The organism is Rhodococcus sp. NPDC019050 (genome assembly GCF_055664235.1).
In genome coordinates, this window is sequence record NZ_JBVOON010000002.1 from 403380 (window position 1) to 418050 (window position 14671).

A 14671-nucleotide genomic window follows, 5' to 3' on the forward strand; every position below is an offset into this window, starting at 1 on the left:
CGGCGGGTGCCGGTGATCTTGCCCGCAAACGGCGCGTGAGCTGCCGTTTTCGCCGTCAAGGGCCCGTGACCTGCACCTTTCCTCTGTTCCGGCAGGTCGGGACGGCAAATTCCGCCGTTCCGGCCGTGTCGTTTTCGCCCCGGAATCCGGGCGCACTACCGCACGGATTTTCGAGCGCCACGGCGGGGGGCCGGTTCGCATTCGTCGGAAGTCGTGAGTACGGTCGCTATCGCCGCTGGTTACAGCGGTGAAGACTGAATTCCAACGATGAGACGGAGGAACCGTGGCCCTTCCCCAGCTGACCGATGAGCAGCGCGCCGCTGCTCTGGAGAAGGCGGCTGCTGCCCGTCGTGCCCGGGCAGAGCTCAAGGAGCGCCTCAAGCGCGGCGGCACCGACCTCAAGCAGGTACTGAAGGACGCCGAGAACGACGAAATCCTCGGCAAGATGAAGGTATCCGCACTGCTCGAGGCCCTGCCGAAGGTTGGCAAGGTCAAGGCGCAGGAGATCATGACCGAACTGGAGATCGCTCCGACCCGCCGTCTGCGCGGACTCGGCGATCGTCAGCGCAAGGCCCTGCTCGCCAGGTTCGATTTCGACGCCTGAGACCGTGGAAGCTGACGCACATCCCGTGACGGACAGCGCACCCGCAGCGCGGAGGGGCCGGCTGGTAGTTCTGGCCGGCCCCTCCGCGGTCGGTAAGTCGACTGTCGTGCGCCGTCTGCGCACCCGGGTGCCGAATCTGATGTTCAGTGTCTCCGCGACCACCCGCGCCCCGAGACCGGGCGAGGTGGACGGGGTGGACTACCGCTTCGTCACCCGCGAAGAATTCGATCGCATGATCGACGACGGAGAACTGCTCGAGTGGGCCGACATCCACGCCGGTCTGCAACGCTCGGGCACCCCGGCGGCACCGGTACGCGACGCGCTCGCCGCCGGACGTCCCGTACTCGTCGAGGTCGACCTGGTGGGAGCCCGCGCTGTGCGGGCCGCGATGGACGAGGCGATCCTGGCCTTCCTCGCACCGCCGAGCTGGGAGGTGCTCGTCGAGCGCCTCACCGGACGCGGCACCGAATCCCCCGAAGTCGTGGCCCGCCGCCTGGACACCGCACGCATCGAACTCGCCGCCCAGGACGAGTTCGACGTGGTCATCGTCAACGACGATGTCGACCATGCGTGCGAAGAGTTGGTATCCTTGTTGGTCGGTCCCGAAAACGGATAACCGGAGCGTGCCTCCCGGCGCCCGACCGGTGCCGGTTCGCAAGTCCGCCGACGCTAGTTTCTATCCCGCGAAAACTCAGGAGAACACCGAGTGAGCAGCATGCAAGCAGCAGCGACCGACCTCGAGGGCAACGCCCTTCCGGTCTACGACACTCCGCTGGGTATCACCAACCCGCCGATCGACGAGCTGCTCGAACGCGCCTCCTCGAAGTACGCCCTGGTGATCTACTCGGCCAAGCGCGCCCGTCAGATCAACGATTACTACAACCAGCTCGGTGACGGCATCCTCGAGTACGTCGGCCCGCTCGTCGAGCCGGGTCTGCAGGAGAAGCCGCTGTCCATCGCGCTGCGCGAGATCCACGCGGATCTGCTCGAGCACACCGAAGGCGAGTGAGCCTTCACGCCGCGGACGGCGCTCCGGAAGCCGGTCAGCGCCGCCGCGTCGTCGTCGGAGTGGCAGGCGGGATCGCCGCCTACAAAGCGTGCGCCCTGATCCGGGCGTTCACCGAGAACGGGCATCATGTCCGGGTCGTTCCGACGGAATCGGCCCTCGAGTTCGTCGGGCGCGCCACCTTCGAGGCCCTGTCCGGTAACCCGGTGCACACCGGAGTCTTCACCGATGTGCCGGAGGTTCCGCACGTGCGGCTGGGGCAGGAGGCCGACCTCGTCGTCGTTGCCCCCGCCACCGCCGACCTCATGGCCCGTGCGGTGTCCGGCCGCGCAGACGACCTTCTCACCGCAACTCTTCTCACCGCGCGCTGCCCGGTGATGTTCGTGCCCGCGATGCACACCGAGATGTGGGAACACCCCGCCACTGTCGACAACGTCGCAACCCTGCGCCGTCGCGGCAACGTGGTAGTCGAACCCGCTTCCGGGCGTCTGACCGGCAAGGACACCGGCGCCGGGCGACTGCCCGAGCCCGACGAAATCTTCGCGTTGGCGTCGCTGCTGCTCGAACGCGCCGATGCGCTCCCACGCGACCTCGTCGGCCGGCGCATCGTCGTCTCCGCAGGTGGTACCCGCGAACCGCTCGATCCTGTCCGATTCCTCGGCAACCGCTCGTCGGGGAAGCAGGGCTATGCCCTCGCTCGTCTCGCCGCCCAGCGCGGCGCGGACGTCACGCTCGTCGCGGGCGCTGTCGCAGGTCTGGCCGATCCGGCCGCCGTCGACGTCGTCCGGGTTCAGACCGCCGCGCAGATGCAGGACGCGGTCACCAAGCACGCCGCGGGCGCCGACGCTGTCGTCATGTCCGCAGCGGTCGCCGACTTCCGGCCCGCCACCTTCGCCGAAAGCAAGATCAAGAAGGGTGCGGGCGAACCGGACTCGATCGCGCTGACGAAGAACGACGACATCCTCGCCGGCCTGGTGCGCGCGCGTAAGGACGGTGGCCTGTCCGAAGACACCGTCATCGTCGGTTTCGCAGCCGAAACCGGCGACGCACACGGTGACGTCCTGACCTACGCGCGCGACAAACTCGCCCGCAAGGGCTGCGATCTTCTCGTCGTCAACGCGGTAGGGGACGGCAAGGCATTCGAGGTCGACCACAACGACGGCTGGCTGTTGTCCGCGGACGGATCCGAGACGGCGCTGGCCCACGGTTCGAAGGCTCTGATGGCGAGCCGGGTTCTCGATGCACTGCGACCGCTGCTGTCGCAGGCCGACCCGACGTAAAGTCCGATGAGTTTAATACTCGCGCCGACGCTGCCGGGACAGTAGCGTCGGCAAAGTGGCCGGGCTGGACCCGACCGGGAGCGTGCCGCTCCACAGCGTCCGTTCAGAGCTAGACACATCAGGCGAGAGGGAGTTCTGTGAGCAAGACCGGCGGTCGGCTTTTCACCAGTGAGTCCGTGACCGAGGGACACCCGGACAAGATCTGCGACGCGATCAGTGACTCCGTGCTCGACGCGTTGCTCGCCGAGGATCCCCGTGCGCGTGTCGCCGTGGAGACGCTCGTGACCACCGGTCAGGTGCACGTCGTCGGCGAGGTCACCACCTCCGCGTACGCCGACATCCCGAAGATCGTGCGCGACCGCGTGCTCGAAATCGGCTACGACAGCTCCTCCAAGGGCTTCGACGGCAACTCGTGCGGTGTGAATATCGCGATCGGTGCGCAGTCGCCCGAGATCGCCGGTGGCGTCGACGTGGCCCTCGAGGCGCGCAGCGGGACTCTCACCGACGACGAGGTCGCGCTGCAGGGTGCCGGCGACCAGGGGCTGATGTTCGGGTACGCCTGCTCGGAAACCCCCGAACTGATGCCCCTGCCGATCTCCCTGGCACACCGCCTCTCGCGTCGCCTCACCGAGGTGCGCAAGACCGGCGTGCTCCCGTACCTGCGGCCGGACGGCAAGACCCAGGTCACCATCGAGTACGACGGCGACAAGCCGGTCCGCCTCGACACCATTGTGATCTCCACCCAGCACGCCGCCGACATCGATCTCAACAACCTGCTCACTCCCGACCTGCGGGCCCACGTCGTCGACGCCGTACTGGCCGACCCGAACCTCGTGGACCTCGACGTCGCCGATGTGCGGTTGCTCGTCAACCCGTCCGGTTCGTTCGTGCTCGGCGGCCCGATGGGTGACGCCGGACTGACCGGCCGCAAGATCATCGTCGACACCTACGGCGGCATGGCCCGTCACGGTGGCGGTGCGTTCTCGGGCAAGGACCCGTCGAAGGTCGACCGTTCCGCCGCGTACGCGATGCGCTGGGTCGCCAAGACCGCCGTCGCGGCAGGCCTGGCCGACCGGATCGAGGTCCAGGTGGCATACGCGATCGGCAAGGCCGCCCCGGTCGGGCTGTTCGTCGAAACCTTCGGCACCGAGAAGGCCGATCCCGCACGGATCCAGCAGGCCGTCAACGAAGTGTTCGACCTGCGCCCCGGCGCGATCGTCCGCGACCTGGACCTGCTGCGTCCCATCTACGCGCAGACCGCCGCGTACGGCCACTTCGGCCGCACCGACATCGACCTGCCGTGGGAGAACACCGACCGCGCCGACAAGCTGCGCGCGGCCGCCGGACTCTGACGGAGACGGTCGCACCCGGTGGCAGCCGAAATCCACGCCGCCGAGGTCGACCCGGTAGGGCGAGTGCTCCCGTTGCTCTCCGTGCCGCACCTCGACCGGGAATTCGATTACCTGATCCCGCGTGATCTCGACGCGGACGCCCGACCGGGCGTCCGCGTCCGCGTGCGTTTCGCGGGTCGTCTCGTCGACGGTTTCCTGATCTCCCGGACCGCGACGAGCGACCACCCCGGCAAACTCGGAGCGCTCGACCGCGTCGTGTCGGCCGAACCCGTGCTCACTCCCGAGATCGCGGCGCTCGCCGACGAAGTCGCAACCCGTTACGCCGGCACCCGCGCCGACGTCCTCAGGCTCGCGGTGCCTCCTCGTCACGCCCGGGTGGAAGCGGAGGAACCGCGGCCGGTGGACCCGCCCCCGGCTCCGGACTTCGACCGGTCGGCGTGGGCGCGGTACCGGCACGGCGAGAACTTCCTCGACGCGCTCGCATCGGGCCGCGCACCGCGCGCGGCGTGGCAGGCGCTCCCCGGGGAGGACTGGCCGCGCCGTCTCGCCGAACTCGCGGCGCTCACCGCCGCGGCGGGCCGCGCCGCAGTGCTCGTGGTACCCGACCAGCGGGACCTCGACCGTGTACTCGCCGCCTGCGTGGACGTGACCGGTGCGGATCACGTCGTGGGTCTCACCGCGGGCCTCGGTCCGGCCGAACGGTACCGCCGGTGGCTCGCGGCGCTCCGCGGTTCGGCCCGCATCGTGGTCGGCACCCGCGCTGCGGTGTTCGCCCCCACACCCGACCTCGGGCTTCTCGTCGTCTGGGACGACGGCGACGACCTGCACTCCGAACCCCGTTCGCCCTACCCGCACACGCGGGAAGTCGCCGCGCTGCGGGCGCACGCCACCGGTGCCGCCGTCGTCGTCGCCGGGCACGCGCGGACCGCCGAGACCCAGGCCCTCGTCGATTCCGGGTGGGCGCACGACCTGCTCGCACCTCGCGAAGTGCTGCGCGCGTGGGCGCCGAAGATCACCGCACTCGCCGACAGCGACCAGGCGATCGCCCGTGATCCCGCCGCGCGCGCGGCCCGCCTGCCGGCCATCGCGTTCGCCGCGGCCCGATCGGCACTCGGCGCGGACCGTCCCGTACTCGTGCAGGTCCCGCGGCGCGGCTACGTTCCGGCGCTCGCCTGTGGCAAGTGCCGCGCTCCCGCGCGCTGCCGACGATGCAACGGCCCGTTGGCATTACCGGCCGCGGCGGGACCGGACGGGGCCGCGATACCGGCGTGCAAGTGGTGTGGGGTCGCCGATGCCACCCACCGGTGCCATGCGTGCGGTGCCCGTTCGTTGCGGGCCGTGGTTGTGGGCGCGGGCCGGACCGCCGAGGAACTCGGCCGGGCGTTTCCCGGAGTACCGGTGATCACCTCCGGAGGCGGCGAGGTCAAGGCCACGGCACCGGGCGGCGCGGCCCTGGTGGTCTCCACGGTCGGCGCCGAACCCGTCGCCGACGGCGGATACGGTGCTGCACTGCTCCTCGACGGATGGGCACTGCTCGGCCGTGCCGATCTGCGCGCCGCGGAGGAGACGATGCGCCGGTGGCTCACGGCGTCGGCGCTGGTACGCCCGTTCGCCGAGGGTGGCCAGGTGGTCGTGGTCGCCGATTCCGGGATTCCCACTGTGCAGGCCCTCGTCCGGTGGGATCCGGTGGGGCACGCCCGGAACGAGGTGGCCGAACGCGCGGAGGTCGGCTTCCCGCCCGCGGTGCACATGGCGGCACTCGACGGCGGTTCCGCCGCCGTCGCGGAACTGCTCGAGGCGACTCGCCTGCCCGAAGGCGCCGAAGTGCTCGGGCCGGTCCCGTTGCCACCCGGCCAACGGTTGCCGTTCGGGGCCGACGGTCCGGAACCCGAAGAGGTGCATCGCATGATCGTGCGAGTCGCTCGGCATCAGGGCCGGGACCTCGGCAGTGCTCTGCGGGATGCGCAGGCGACCCGCACTGCTCGTCGTGCGGACGGTCCTTTGCGTGTTCAGGTGGATCCACCGCGGATCGGCTGATCCCGTCGGTCGGATCAGGCCAGATCAGCTCGGGTCAGATCAAGTCAGGTCAGCGAACGAACCTCGGCGACAGTGTATTCCGCAACCGAAGCCGACAGGATCGCTGCCGTGGCCGTGGCGTCGGGGCCCGAACCCCGAAAGTTCTCGACTGCGTCGGGGGAGTCCCAGCGCTCGAACACGACCACCCGGGAGGGGTCGACGAGGTCGGCGGTGACCGAGAAGTCGTGGCACCCGGGGGTGCGTCGTGCCTGTTCGACGACCTCGGTGCAGCCCGCGAGGTAGCTTTCCCGTGTACTCGGATCGACGACGATGTGTCCAGCGACGATGATCATGGCTTCTCCTCGTGTCCGGTCTTCACATGGTTCGACCCGCGCGGGGACCCGAAGTCATCGGGGGTTGCTGCGCGCGAGCGGCGTCGGGCAACTACGATCGCTTGCCATGCGCCCCTTGCCCAGGCCCTCACCGTCGCCGCTCTGACCGCACTCGCTGCCTCCGGCAGCGGGATCGCCGCTGCGGCACCGGCACCCGTTCTCGACGACAACGGGGCGATCGTGGCGCCGAGCAGCACGCAGATCTCGTTTGCGCACTCGCCGACCGGGTTCCGCGCAGGTACCGCCAACGAACACGAATCCCGCGCCGGCGTCTCGATCGTCAAGTTGTATCTGGCCGAGTACGTCTTCCGGTACGGCGATGCCGGCGATCACGCCGACGCCACGGAGATGATCCGGGCGTCGGACGACGCGATCGCAAACCGGTTGCATGCCAAGTATCCGCAGGCGATTTCGACGATCGCGCAGGAGTTCGGGCTCACCGACACGTATGTGCCCGGTTACTGGAGGAACGGCACCACCTCGACGCACGACATGGTCACCTACCTCGAAACGAAGAAGCGCACCGACCCGAATTCCCCGGTGCTCGCCGCCATGGCGTCCGCATACGGGACGGCAGCCGACGGATATGCGCAGAACTACGGCACCGCACTGCTGGCCGGAGTGATCGGAACGAAATGGGGATGGAGCGACGATCGTTCGTTCAACGCCTCCGCATCGTTCGGGCCGGACTTCTCGGTGGGCGCGTCGACCTACGGGTCGGCCGCCCAGCTTTCGGAGCACGTGCTCGCCGCCTTCACCGACGGCCCCGTCGCGCCGGAATCCGGTTACAACCTTGCCGATTGCCCGGCCGTGAGCTGGCTCGCCGCGGATCCGGTACTCGCCGTCCCGGCTCAGGACCTGTTCGACCGACTCCCGGTGGAGATCGCGGACGCGTTCTGCGGACGCTGACCCCACGCCCGGGTACCGCTCACCCGGGACTTTCACACAGCGGGTGCGAGCTCCCGCGCTACTTGCGATAACCCTGCGTTGACGCACGCTTCCGGGCCTCCCCCCATCGATTCCGACATCGTGGGGAGGCCCTGCGTTGCTGTGTCTTTCCCGCGTTCGGCTCGTGCCCGGCGAGGGTCCACCGTTCAAATGACACCGCAAGATCGAGTATGTGATTAGAATCCACAACAGAAAAGACTGGATGTGTTTGTGATCGAACCTTGTTCCGGCGGGGGCGGAACGCGCGCACGCTGAGGCAGGAGGCGTCACATGAGGGTCCGGCGTGTGCGATATGCGGGAGTTGGCGCCTTGTTCGTCGCGGTGCTTGTCGCTGGAGTGGCCGGAGCGCAACCGGCCGTCGGGTCCCTGGGAGCAACCGGGTCGACGTCCTCGGTGCCCGTGAATCCGGGGCCACCGGCGGCAACCCACGCGGAGGCTGCGGAATACGCGGAGAACAATCCGGGCGCGGTGCCGCCGCACACGAACGACTTCTCGTGTGCGCCCACGCCGGACAATCCACGCCCGGTCGTGCTGGCACACGGAACCGACTCCAACAGCTATTCCGATTTCGCCGCGCTCGCACCGCTTCTCGCGGAGTCGGGACGCTGCGTCTTTGCGGTGAACTATGGCCTGGCACCCGGTGCTGAGGACTACGGAACAGGCGAGATCCGCCTTTCAGCAGCGCAATTCGGAGAATTCGTGGACCGCGTGCTGTCGGAAACCGGAGCCGGCACGGTGGACATCGTCGGCTATTCCCAAGGTGCGACCGTCACCCGGTACTACATCAACAAACTCGGCGGCGCCGACGTGGTCGAACGCTGGGTCGGGGTGGCATCGCCGAGTTACGGCGGTACCTTCTACGGCCTCGCGACCGCGGCCGCCGCGTTGCCTGGTGCAACCGATTTCCTCGAGGGAGAGTTCTCGGTCGCGCTAGCACAGCAACTCCAGGGTTCCGACCTTCTCACCGAACTGAACCTGCCCACCGACACCGTTCCCGGCGTGCAGTACACGACCGTCGGAACCAGATTCGACGAAGTGATCCAGCCCGCCGACAGCGTTGCCCTACGAGGGGAGGGAGCGGTCAATCTCGTCGTACAGGACCTGTGCCCACAGAATCTGACCGGCCACTTCAACATGGTCTACGACGCCTTCGCCCTGCAGATGATCCAGCACGCGCTCGACCCCGACCGGGTCGGGCTCGGGGAGTGCACGCGCGTGGCCCTCGGAACCGGAATTCCGGAGATAGTCCGGCAGGCGAACTTCTGACCCCGCCCGGCCGGGCGGAACGCTGCTACCTGCGCGACAGAGTCTCGGGGATCGACTCGCTCACCAGCGGTTCCGGACTTGTTCCGCGAACCCGAGGAGGTTCTCGATCTCGAGGCGCCTGCCGTCGTCGAGTACGACGGAACCGGTGTAGCGGCCGAACACCTGGTGTTGTGTCGACCGGACGACCAGTGCGTTCACATCCGCCGCTCGGTCGTGGATCGGCACGAACTCCATCCGAAAGCGGTCGTCGTTGCTGGTGAACTGCCACGGTGCACCGTCGTAGGTCTTCGCCGGAAGGTGGAAGTGCACGCCGTCGAGTTTGTGCGCGACTCCGTCGTGGAAGATCACGTTCTCGCTCGCCGCGCTCGTGTCCCCGAACCCGTAGCCGATGTTGAAGCCGAAGGGCAGTCCGTTGTGCGTGCCGGACGCGGAACCCCAGTACCAGGTGTTGTCGTACGTCCAGACTCCGCGGCCCCAGTCGAATACGCCGAATGCCGTCGTGGGATCGAACAGGCGCTCCCGGTCGCCGACCGTCACGCTGCCCCGGGCGGGCAGGCAGTTGATCTTCTGGTTGTAGTAGAAGGCTTTCGGGCTGGACGGGAACGGGGTGGCGATCACCATCCGGTCCATGGGCGGCTGCGTCAGCACCAGCTCACCCGACAGCCCACGGCCTCCGCCGAACCCGGGATGGTCGACGATCAAGCGTCGTACCTGTCCCTCGTTCCGATACTCGATGCGCATGTCGCCGCGGCGAACCACCACATCGCCCGCGTCGGCGCTCGCCGGCAATCCCAGCTTGCCGGACGGAAACGGGATCAACGTGTTCTCGGTGACGTCCGAAGGCGCGGCGAGGTCGAGCCAGCTGACACCGAGCAGACCCATATAGCCGTTGTCGGCCACGGTCAGCGCGATGCCGTACGGACCGGCATCACCGTCGGACAGCACGCAGTAGTAGTCCCATTCCTTCACGCGCAACCCCGAGACCGCGATCTTCCGCCGGTCGTAGGATCGCGTTTCGCTCGCGCTCCATCCGGCCTCGGTCAGAGTCCCGCTGTCGTCGAGGAGAGGGCCGCGTGAAAGGCGTCGTTGCTGCATACCCGGCGAGACTACTGCGCCACCGCGGCGACACCGTGTCGGCACGGATGACCGACTCCCTAGAATGGAGTAGCCATCGTCGCCCGACCTCTGGAGCAGTATTCGTGACACACGAGCCCGTAGCCTTCCGCATCACAGTGCGCCGACCCGCACCGGCGGTGCTCTGACATGCGGGTGGTGTTCGCGGGTACTCCCGCTCCTGCCGTCCCGGCGCTGCGCCGGCTGATCGACTCGCCCCGCCACGAAGTCGTCGCGGTCGTGACCCGCCCCGACGCGACCGCCGGTCGTGGCCGGAAGACGGTCCGATCCGAAGTCGGGCAGGTCGCCGACGAACACGGTATCGAGGTGCTCGCACCGCGTTCACCGCGCGACCCGGAGTTCGTCGCCCGCCTGACGGAACTCGCTCCCGATTGCTGCCCCGTCGTCGCGTACGGCGCGTTGATCCCACCCGCGGTGCTCGAAATCCCCCGGCACGGCTGGGTGAACCTGCACTTCTCGCTGCTTCCCGCGTGGCGGGGCGCCGCACCGGTGCAGGCAGCGATCGCCGCGGGCGACGAAATCACCGGAGCCAGCACCTTCCGGCTCGAAACCGGTCTCGACACGGGTCCGGTCTACGGCGTGGTCACCGAAATGATCCGCCCCACCGACACTGCCGGTGACCTGCTGGGCCGCCTGGCCGATGCCGGAGCCACGCTGCTCGAATCGACGCTCGACGGCCTCGAGGACGGAATCCTCGTCCCCGCACCGCAACCGGCCGAGGGCATTTCCCATGCCCCGAAGGTCACCGTGGAGGACGCCCGGGTCGACTGGACGCTGCCCGCACACGTGGTGGACCGCCACATCCGCGCGGTCACCCCGGCGCCGGGAGCATGGACCACCATCGGCGACCTCCGCATCAAACTCGGACCGGTCACTCCGGCAGACGAGACCCTCGAGCCCGGCGAACTCGCAATCCTCAAGAGCGGTCTGCTCATCGGGACGGGGAGCACCGCGGTGCGACTCGGCACCGTGCAACCTCCCGGCAAGAAATCCATGGCCGCAGCAGATTGGGCGCGTGGAGCCCGACTCGACCCGAAGGTACGTGCGCAATGAGTGAAGCTCGTAGACCGGCCCGACGTTCGGGACAGAAGCCGGGCGGACAATCCGGACGCAACACCGCACCCCGGCAGACCCGACGGCCCTCCCAATCCGCCGTGGACCCGGCGCGCACCGCCGCGCGCGACGTGTTGCGCGCGGTCCGTGAACGCGACGCCTACGCCAATCTGGTGCTGCCGGCCCTCCTGCGCGAGCGCAAGCTCGATTCGCGCGACGCCGCCCTCGCCACCGAACTCACCTACGGCGCGGCACGCGCGCAGGGACTCCTCGACGCCGTCATCGCCGACGCGGCGAATCGCCCCGTCGACGAGATCGACGGTGCGCTGCTCGACGTGCTGCGCCTGGGTGCCTACCAGCTGATGCGGACCCGGGTTGCCCCCCACGCCGCCGTGGCCACCAGTGTCGATCTTGTCCGGTCCGAATTCGGTTCGGGCCGAGCCGGATTCGTCAACGCCGTACTCCGGAGGGTGGGAGAGCGAACCGAGGACGAGTGGATCACGCGGCTCGCACCCGACCCCGAACGCGACCCGGTGGGGCACCTCGCGTTCCGGTACGCGCACCCGCTCTGGATCGCCCAGGCATTCGTGCACTCGCTCGGCGCGGATGCGGGGGAACTCGCGGACGTGCTCGCCGCGGACGATGCCCGGCCGATCGTGCATCTGGTGGCCCGGCCCGGCGTCATCACCGCCGAGGAACTCGCGCTCGTCACCGGAGGCGAGATCGGCCCGTGGTCGCCGTACGCCGTGCACATCGAGCACGGCGACCCCGGCCGGCTCGAACCGGTCCGCGAAGGGATGGCCGCGGTGCAGGACGAGGGCAGTCAACTCGTCGCCCGGGCGCTCACCCTCGCTCCGTTGCTCGGTGAGGACAAGGGCCGCTGGCTCGACCTGTGTGCCGGACCCGGCGGCAAGGCCGCACTGCTCGGTGCGCTCGCCGCGCTCGACGGATTCTCCGTCGACGCCGTCGAACCGGTGGAGCACCGTGCCGACCTCGTCCGCAAGACCGCGCGCGACCTCCCGGTGAACGTACACGTCGCGGACGGCCGCGACCCGGGTCTCGAGCCCGGGTACGACCGGATTCTCGTGGATGCTCCCTGCACCGGACTCGGTTCGCTGCGCCGCCGGCCCGAGTCACGGTGGCGCCGCAGGCCCGAGGACGTCGCGGATCTCGTCAAGTTGCAGAAGGAACTGCTCGCATCGGCGATCGGTCTGCTGCGTCCCGGTGGAGTGGTGTTGTACTCGACCTGTTCGCCGCACGTATCGGAAACCGTCGGGGTGGTCTCGGACGCCGTTCGCAGGTACGGGGTCGAACAACTCGACACGCGCGAACTTCTTCCCGGGGTGCCGAACCTCGGAGACGGACCGGGTGTGCAGTTGTGGACGCACCGGCACGGCACCGACGCGATGTTCATGGCGGCACTGCGCAAACCCCTGAACTGAAGGCGTACACCGGACCGAGCCACCCGTTCCGTATTCGGCTCACTCCGGCGGGGCTGACGCAGCGGCTAGGGTTTGGGTATGCCCGATATCGTCACGCTGACCATGAATCCGGCCCTCGATGTCACCACATTCGCCGAGGAGGTCGTACCCACCCGCAAGCTGCGGTGCGAGGAGCCGTTCTACGACGCGGGGGGTGGAGGCATCAACGTCGCCAAGGTCGCGCGTGTGCTCGGTGCGTCGGCGGGAGCGGTGTACCCGGTGGGTGGCGCGCGGGGCCGGCAGATGAGCGGGCTACTCGATGACGACCACGTCGACGCGTATGTCGTGCCCATCGTCGACGACACCCGCGAATGCTTCACCGCGATCGACCGCAGGACCGGGCTCGAATACCGGTTCGTCACACCGGGACCGGACCTGACTCTCGACGAACAGGAGCGATGCCTGGCGGTGCTCACCGAAGCAGCCCGGGGCGCACGGTATCTCGTAGCCAGCGGCAGCTTCCCGCCCGGTGTCTCCGGGGCGTTCGTCCACCGGGTCGCGGAGGTCGCCCACGCCGCGGGGGCGCGCTTCGTGCTCGACTCGTCGGGAGACGCGCTGGCGAGCATCGAGTCCGGGGTGTTTCTCGTCAAGCCGTCGCTGGGTGAACTGTGCGAGTGGGTCGGCCGTGATCTGCCCGGTACGGACGACCGGATCGCGGCGTCGCGCGAACTGGTCGAGCGCGGTATCGCCGAGATCGTGGTGGTGTCCCTCGGTGCCGAGGGGGCGATCATGGTCACCGCCGACGACGCCGTCGAGGTGCCCGCACTCGAAGTCGAGGTGCGCAGTGCCGTGGGTGCCGGCGACAGCATGGTCGCCGGTCTCGTCGTCGGCCTGCTGCAGGAACGCTCGCTCCGCGACGCTTTGGCACTCGGTATCGCATCCGGTACTGCAGCGCTGTTGACCGCGGGAAGCCGTGTGTGCCGTCGCGAGGACATCGACCGGTTCGACGCACTTGCCCGGAAAGTGTGACCACGACCGGGTAATCGGCTCTGCCGGAAGCGAACAAAGCGCAATGGTGCCGGGCGTGCTCGGATAGCCTGAACGAATGGATCTTCACACGGAGTCCTTACGCAGTCGACGCGTCGGAGCCCTCGAATGAGTGGCACCCGGCCCTCGTATCTGCGGTGGGCGTCGATCGGACTGGTCGGGATAGGTGGCCTGTTCGGTGCCGGTAGCCGTGAAGGCCTTTCCATCGTCGTTCCGAAACTCGGCGAAGTCCCGATCGCCATTGCCATCGCCAACATAGTGGGCGCGTTTCTTCTCGGGTATCTCTATGAGGCCGTCACGCGACTCGACAAAGCGAAGCCCACGGCAGGAAATCTCAAGCTTCTCCTGGGTACGGGATTCTGCGGCGGCTTCACCACCTACAGTTCCCTCGCGACCGATACATCGGTGCTGTTCCGGGACGGGCATATCTGGGTGGGAGTGCTGTATGCGTTGGCAACCGTGATCGTCGGCGCGTGCGCCACCTGGGCGGGCATCGCTATCGCCAGTAGCGTCAATGCGAGAACGACGCCGCCTGCCGCCGGGGGAGGGGTGACGTCGTGACACCGGGGATATTCATCTTGCTGAGTGTCGCGGGTGGCGTCGGGGCGATCACGCGATTCGTTCTCGACGGTTTCATCCGGGCACATATGCACACGAAGTTCGCGTGGGCGACCACCATCATCAACGTGTCGGGCTCGCTCGTGCTCGGATTTCTCACCGGGCTCACCGTGGAGCATCTGGTCTCGACCGACATCAGCTACGTGATCGGAACCGGGTTCCTCGGCGGCTACACCACCTTCAGTACGGCGAGCTACGAGACGGTACAGCTCATCAAGAAGGGCCGGTACGGAGAATCGTTCATCAGCGGCATCGTCATGCTGGTGCTCGCGCTGGCAGCCGCGGGACTCGGGTTGTGGATCGGTACCTCGCTCTGACCTTCCCAGGAGCGTCTCTTTCCTCGTCTCTTACGATTATCCATGTCCGAGTTCGCGACGAATCTGAAACATTAGAGCGTCGCTGGTCTCGCGTGCCTGGGCTCGCAATTCGAGGTCGAGAATGGCATGTCCCCTGCGAGTAGGTCCGGGTTGTTCTAGAGTCCTGATTGCCCTGGTGAGGGCGAAGAAGGGACGATAGGGATCATGGCGGGACGCA

15 protein-coding genes are annotated in these 14671 nt (G+C 68.2%); 13 read left to right on the plus strand and 2 right to left on the minus strand.

Going from position 1 to position 14671, the window contains the following annotated elements; translation table 11 throughout:
* The first annotated feature begins 283 nt into the window (after positions 1-283).
* The 6 genes from mihF to AC0B44_RS04535 all read left to right on the plus strand — a co-directional run bounded on the left by mihF (position 284) and on the right by AC0B44_RS04535 (position 6279).
* A complete protein-coding gene (gene mihF / locus AC0B44_RS04510; protein ID WP_006551450.1) occupies positions 284-604 on the plus strand; it encodes an integration host factor, actinobacterial type in 321 nt (106 codons plus the stop codon).
* 4 nt (positions 605-608) lie between these two features.
* A complete protein-coding gene (gene gmk, locus AC0B44_RS04515; protein ID WP_471901716.1) occupies positions 609-1220 on the plus strand; it encodes a guanylate kinase in 612 nt (203 codons plus the stop codon).
* A 99-nt stretch (positions 1221-1319) separates the two neighbouring features.
* Entirely contained in the window at positions 1320-1613 is a 294-nt protein-coding gene (rpoZ, locus tag AC0B44_RS04520) for a DNA-directed RNA polymerase subunit omega (protein WP_471901753.1), read from the plus strand.
* Positions 1610-2890: a bifunctional phosphopantothenoylcysteine decarboxylase/phosphopantothenate--cysteine ligase CoaBC gene (gene coaBC, locus AC0B44_RS04525; RefSeq protein ID WP_471901717.1), complete on the plus strand. Its 1281-nt coding sequence runs from the start codon at positions 1610-1612 to the stop codon at positions 2888-2890. Before rpoZ ends, coaBC begins: the two co-directional genes overlap by 4 nt.
* A 137-nt stretch (positions 2891-3027) precedes the next feature.
* On the plus strand, positions 3028-4242 hold the full coding sequence (metK, locus tag AC0B44_RS04530) for a methionine adenosyltransferase (protein WP_471901718.1): 1215 nt from the start codon (positions 3028-3030) through the stop codon (positions 4240-4242).
* An 18-nt stretch (positions 4243-4260) separates the two neighbouring features.
* Entirely contained in the window at positions 4261-6279 is a 2019-nt protein-coding gene (locus AC0B44_RS04535; protein ID WP_471901719.1) for a primosomal protein N', read from the plus strand.
* A 44-nt stretch (positions 6280-6323) separates the two neighbouring features.
* On the opposite strand, the gene AC0B44_RS04540 is transcribed toward AC0B44_RS04535, so the two are convergent.
* On the minus strand, positions 6324-6611 hold the full coding sequence (locus AC0B44_RS04540; RefSeq protein ID WP_471901720.1) for a putative quinol monooxygenase: 288 nt from the start codon (positions 6609-6611) through the stop codon (positions 6324-6326).
* A gap of 219 nt (positions 6612-6830) precedes the next feature.
* Between AC0B44_RS04540 and AC0B44_RS04545 the strand changes: the two genes are divergently transcribed.
* Positions 6831-7559, plus strand: a complete 729-nt coding sequence (locus AC0B44_RS04545; protein WP_471901721.1) for a hypothetical protein — start codon at positions 6831-6833, stop codon at positions 7557-7559.
* 309 nt (positions 7560-7868) lie between these two features.
* Positions 7869-8864 carry an esterase/lipase family protein gene (locus AC0B44_RS04550; protein WP_471901722.1) on the plus strand — a complete coding sequence of 332 codons (996 nt, stop codon included), beginning with the start codon at positions 7869-7871 and terminating at the stop codon, positions 8862-8864.
* Between the two features lie 60 nt (positions 8865-8924).
* Here AC0B44_RS04550 and AC0B44_RS04555 read toward each other — a convergent pair whose 3' ends face one another.
* Positions 8925-9959: a DUF2804 domain-containing protein gene (locus tag AC0B44_RS04555; protein WP_471901723.1), complete on the minus strand. Its 1035-nt coding sequence runs from the start codon at positions 9957-9959 to the stop codon at positions 8925-8927.
* A 168-nt stretch (positions 9960-10127) separates the two neighbouring features.
* Here AC0B44_RS04555 and fmt point away from each other — a divergent pair, with 168 nt between their 5' ends.
* The 5 genes from fmt (at position 10128) to crcB (ending at position 14454) form a co-directional block, all read left to right on the plus strand.
* Entirely contained in the window at positions 10128-11051 is a 924-nt protein-coding gene (fmt, locus tag AC0B44_RS04560; protein ID WP_471901724.1) for a methionyl-tRNA formyltransferase, read from the plus strand.
* Positions 11048-12493, plus strand: a complete 1446-nt coding sequence (locus AC0B44_RS04565) for an RsmB/NOP family class I SAM-dependent RNA methyltransferase (RefSeq protein WP_471901725.1) — start codon at positions 11048-11050, stop codon at positions 12491-12493. The genes fmt and AC0B44_RS04565 overlap by 4 nt, the downstream gene beginning before the upstream one ends.
* A 78-nt stretch (positions 12494-12571) precedes the next feature.
* A complete protein-coding gene (locus AC0B44_RS04570) occupies positions 12572-13501 on the plus strand; it encodes a 1-phosphofructokinase family hexose kinase (RefSeq protein ID WP_471901726.1) in 930 nt (309 codons plus the stop codon).
* 126 nt (positions 13502-13627) lie between these two features.
* Positions 13628-14080 (plus strand): fluoride efflux transporter FluC, encoded by a 453-nt coding sequence (locus tag AC0B44_RS04575; RefSeq protein WP_471901727.1) that lies wholly within the window; start codon positions 13628-13630, stop codon positions 14078-14080.
* Positions 14077-14454: a fluoride efflux transporter CrcB gene (gene crcB, locus AC0B44_RS04580; protein ID WP_471901728.1), complete on the plus strand. Its 378-nt coding sequence runs from the start codon at positions 14077-14079 to the stop codon at positions 14452-14454. Before AC0B44_RS04575 ends, crcB begins: the two co-directional genes overlap by 4 nt.
* Positions 14455-14671: the final 217 nt, after the last annotated feature.

Excerpts from the sequence above, each read along its gene's own strand:
- rpoZ (WP_471901753.1), top strand. The coding sequence starts at position 1,320 with ATGCAAGCAGCAGCGACCGACCTCGAGGGCAACGCCCTTCCGGTCTAC.
- AC0B44_RS04540 (WP_471901720.1), bottom strand. The coding sequence starts at position 6,611 with ATGATCATCGTCGCTGGACACATCGTCGTCGATCCGAGTACACGGGAA.
- AC0B44_RS04550 (WP_471901722.1), top strand. The coding sequence starts at position 7,869 with ATGAGGGTCCGGCGTGTGCGATATGCGGGAGTTGGCGCCTTGTTCGTC.
- AC0B44_RS04555 (WP_471901723.1), bottom strand. The coding sequence starts at position 9,959 with ATGCAGCAACGACGCCTTTCACGCGGCCCTCTCCTCGACGACAGCGGG.
- fmt (WP_471901724.1), top strand. The coding sequence starts at position 10,128 with ATGCGGGTGGTGTTCGCGGGTACTCCCGCTCCTGCCGTCCCGGCGCTG.
- AC0B44_RS04565 (WP_471901725.1), top strand. The coding sequence starts at position 11,048 with ATGAGTGAAGCTCGTAGACCGGCCCGACGTTCGGGACAGAAGCCGGGC.
- AC0B44_RS04570 (WP_471901726.1), top strand. The coding sequence starts at position 12,572 with ATGCCCGATATCGTCACGCTGACCATGAATCCGGCCCTCGATGTCACC.
- AC0B44_RS04575 (WP_471901727.1), top strand. The coding sequence starts at position 13,628 with ATGAGTGGCACCCGGCCCTCGTATCTGCGGTGGGCGTCGATCGGACTG.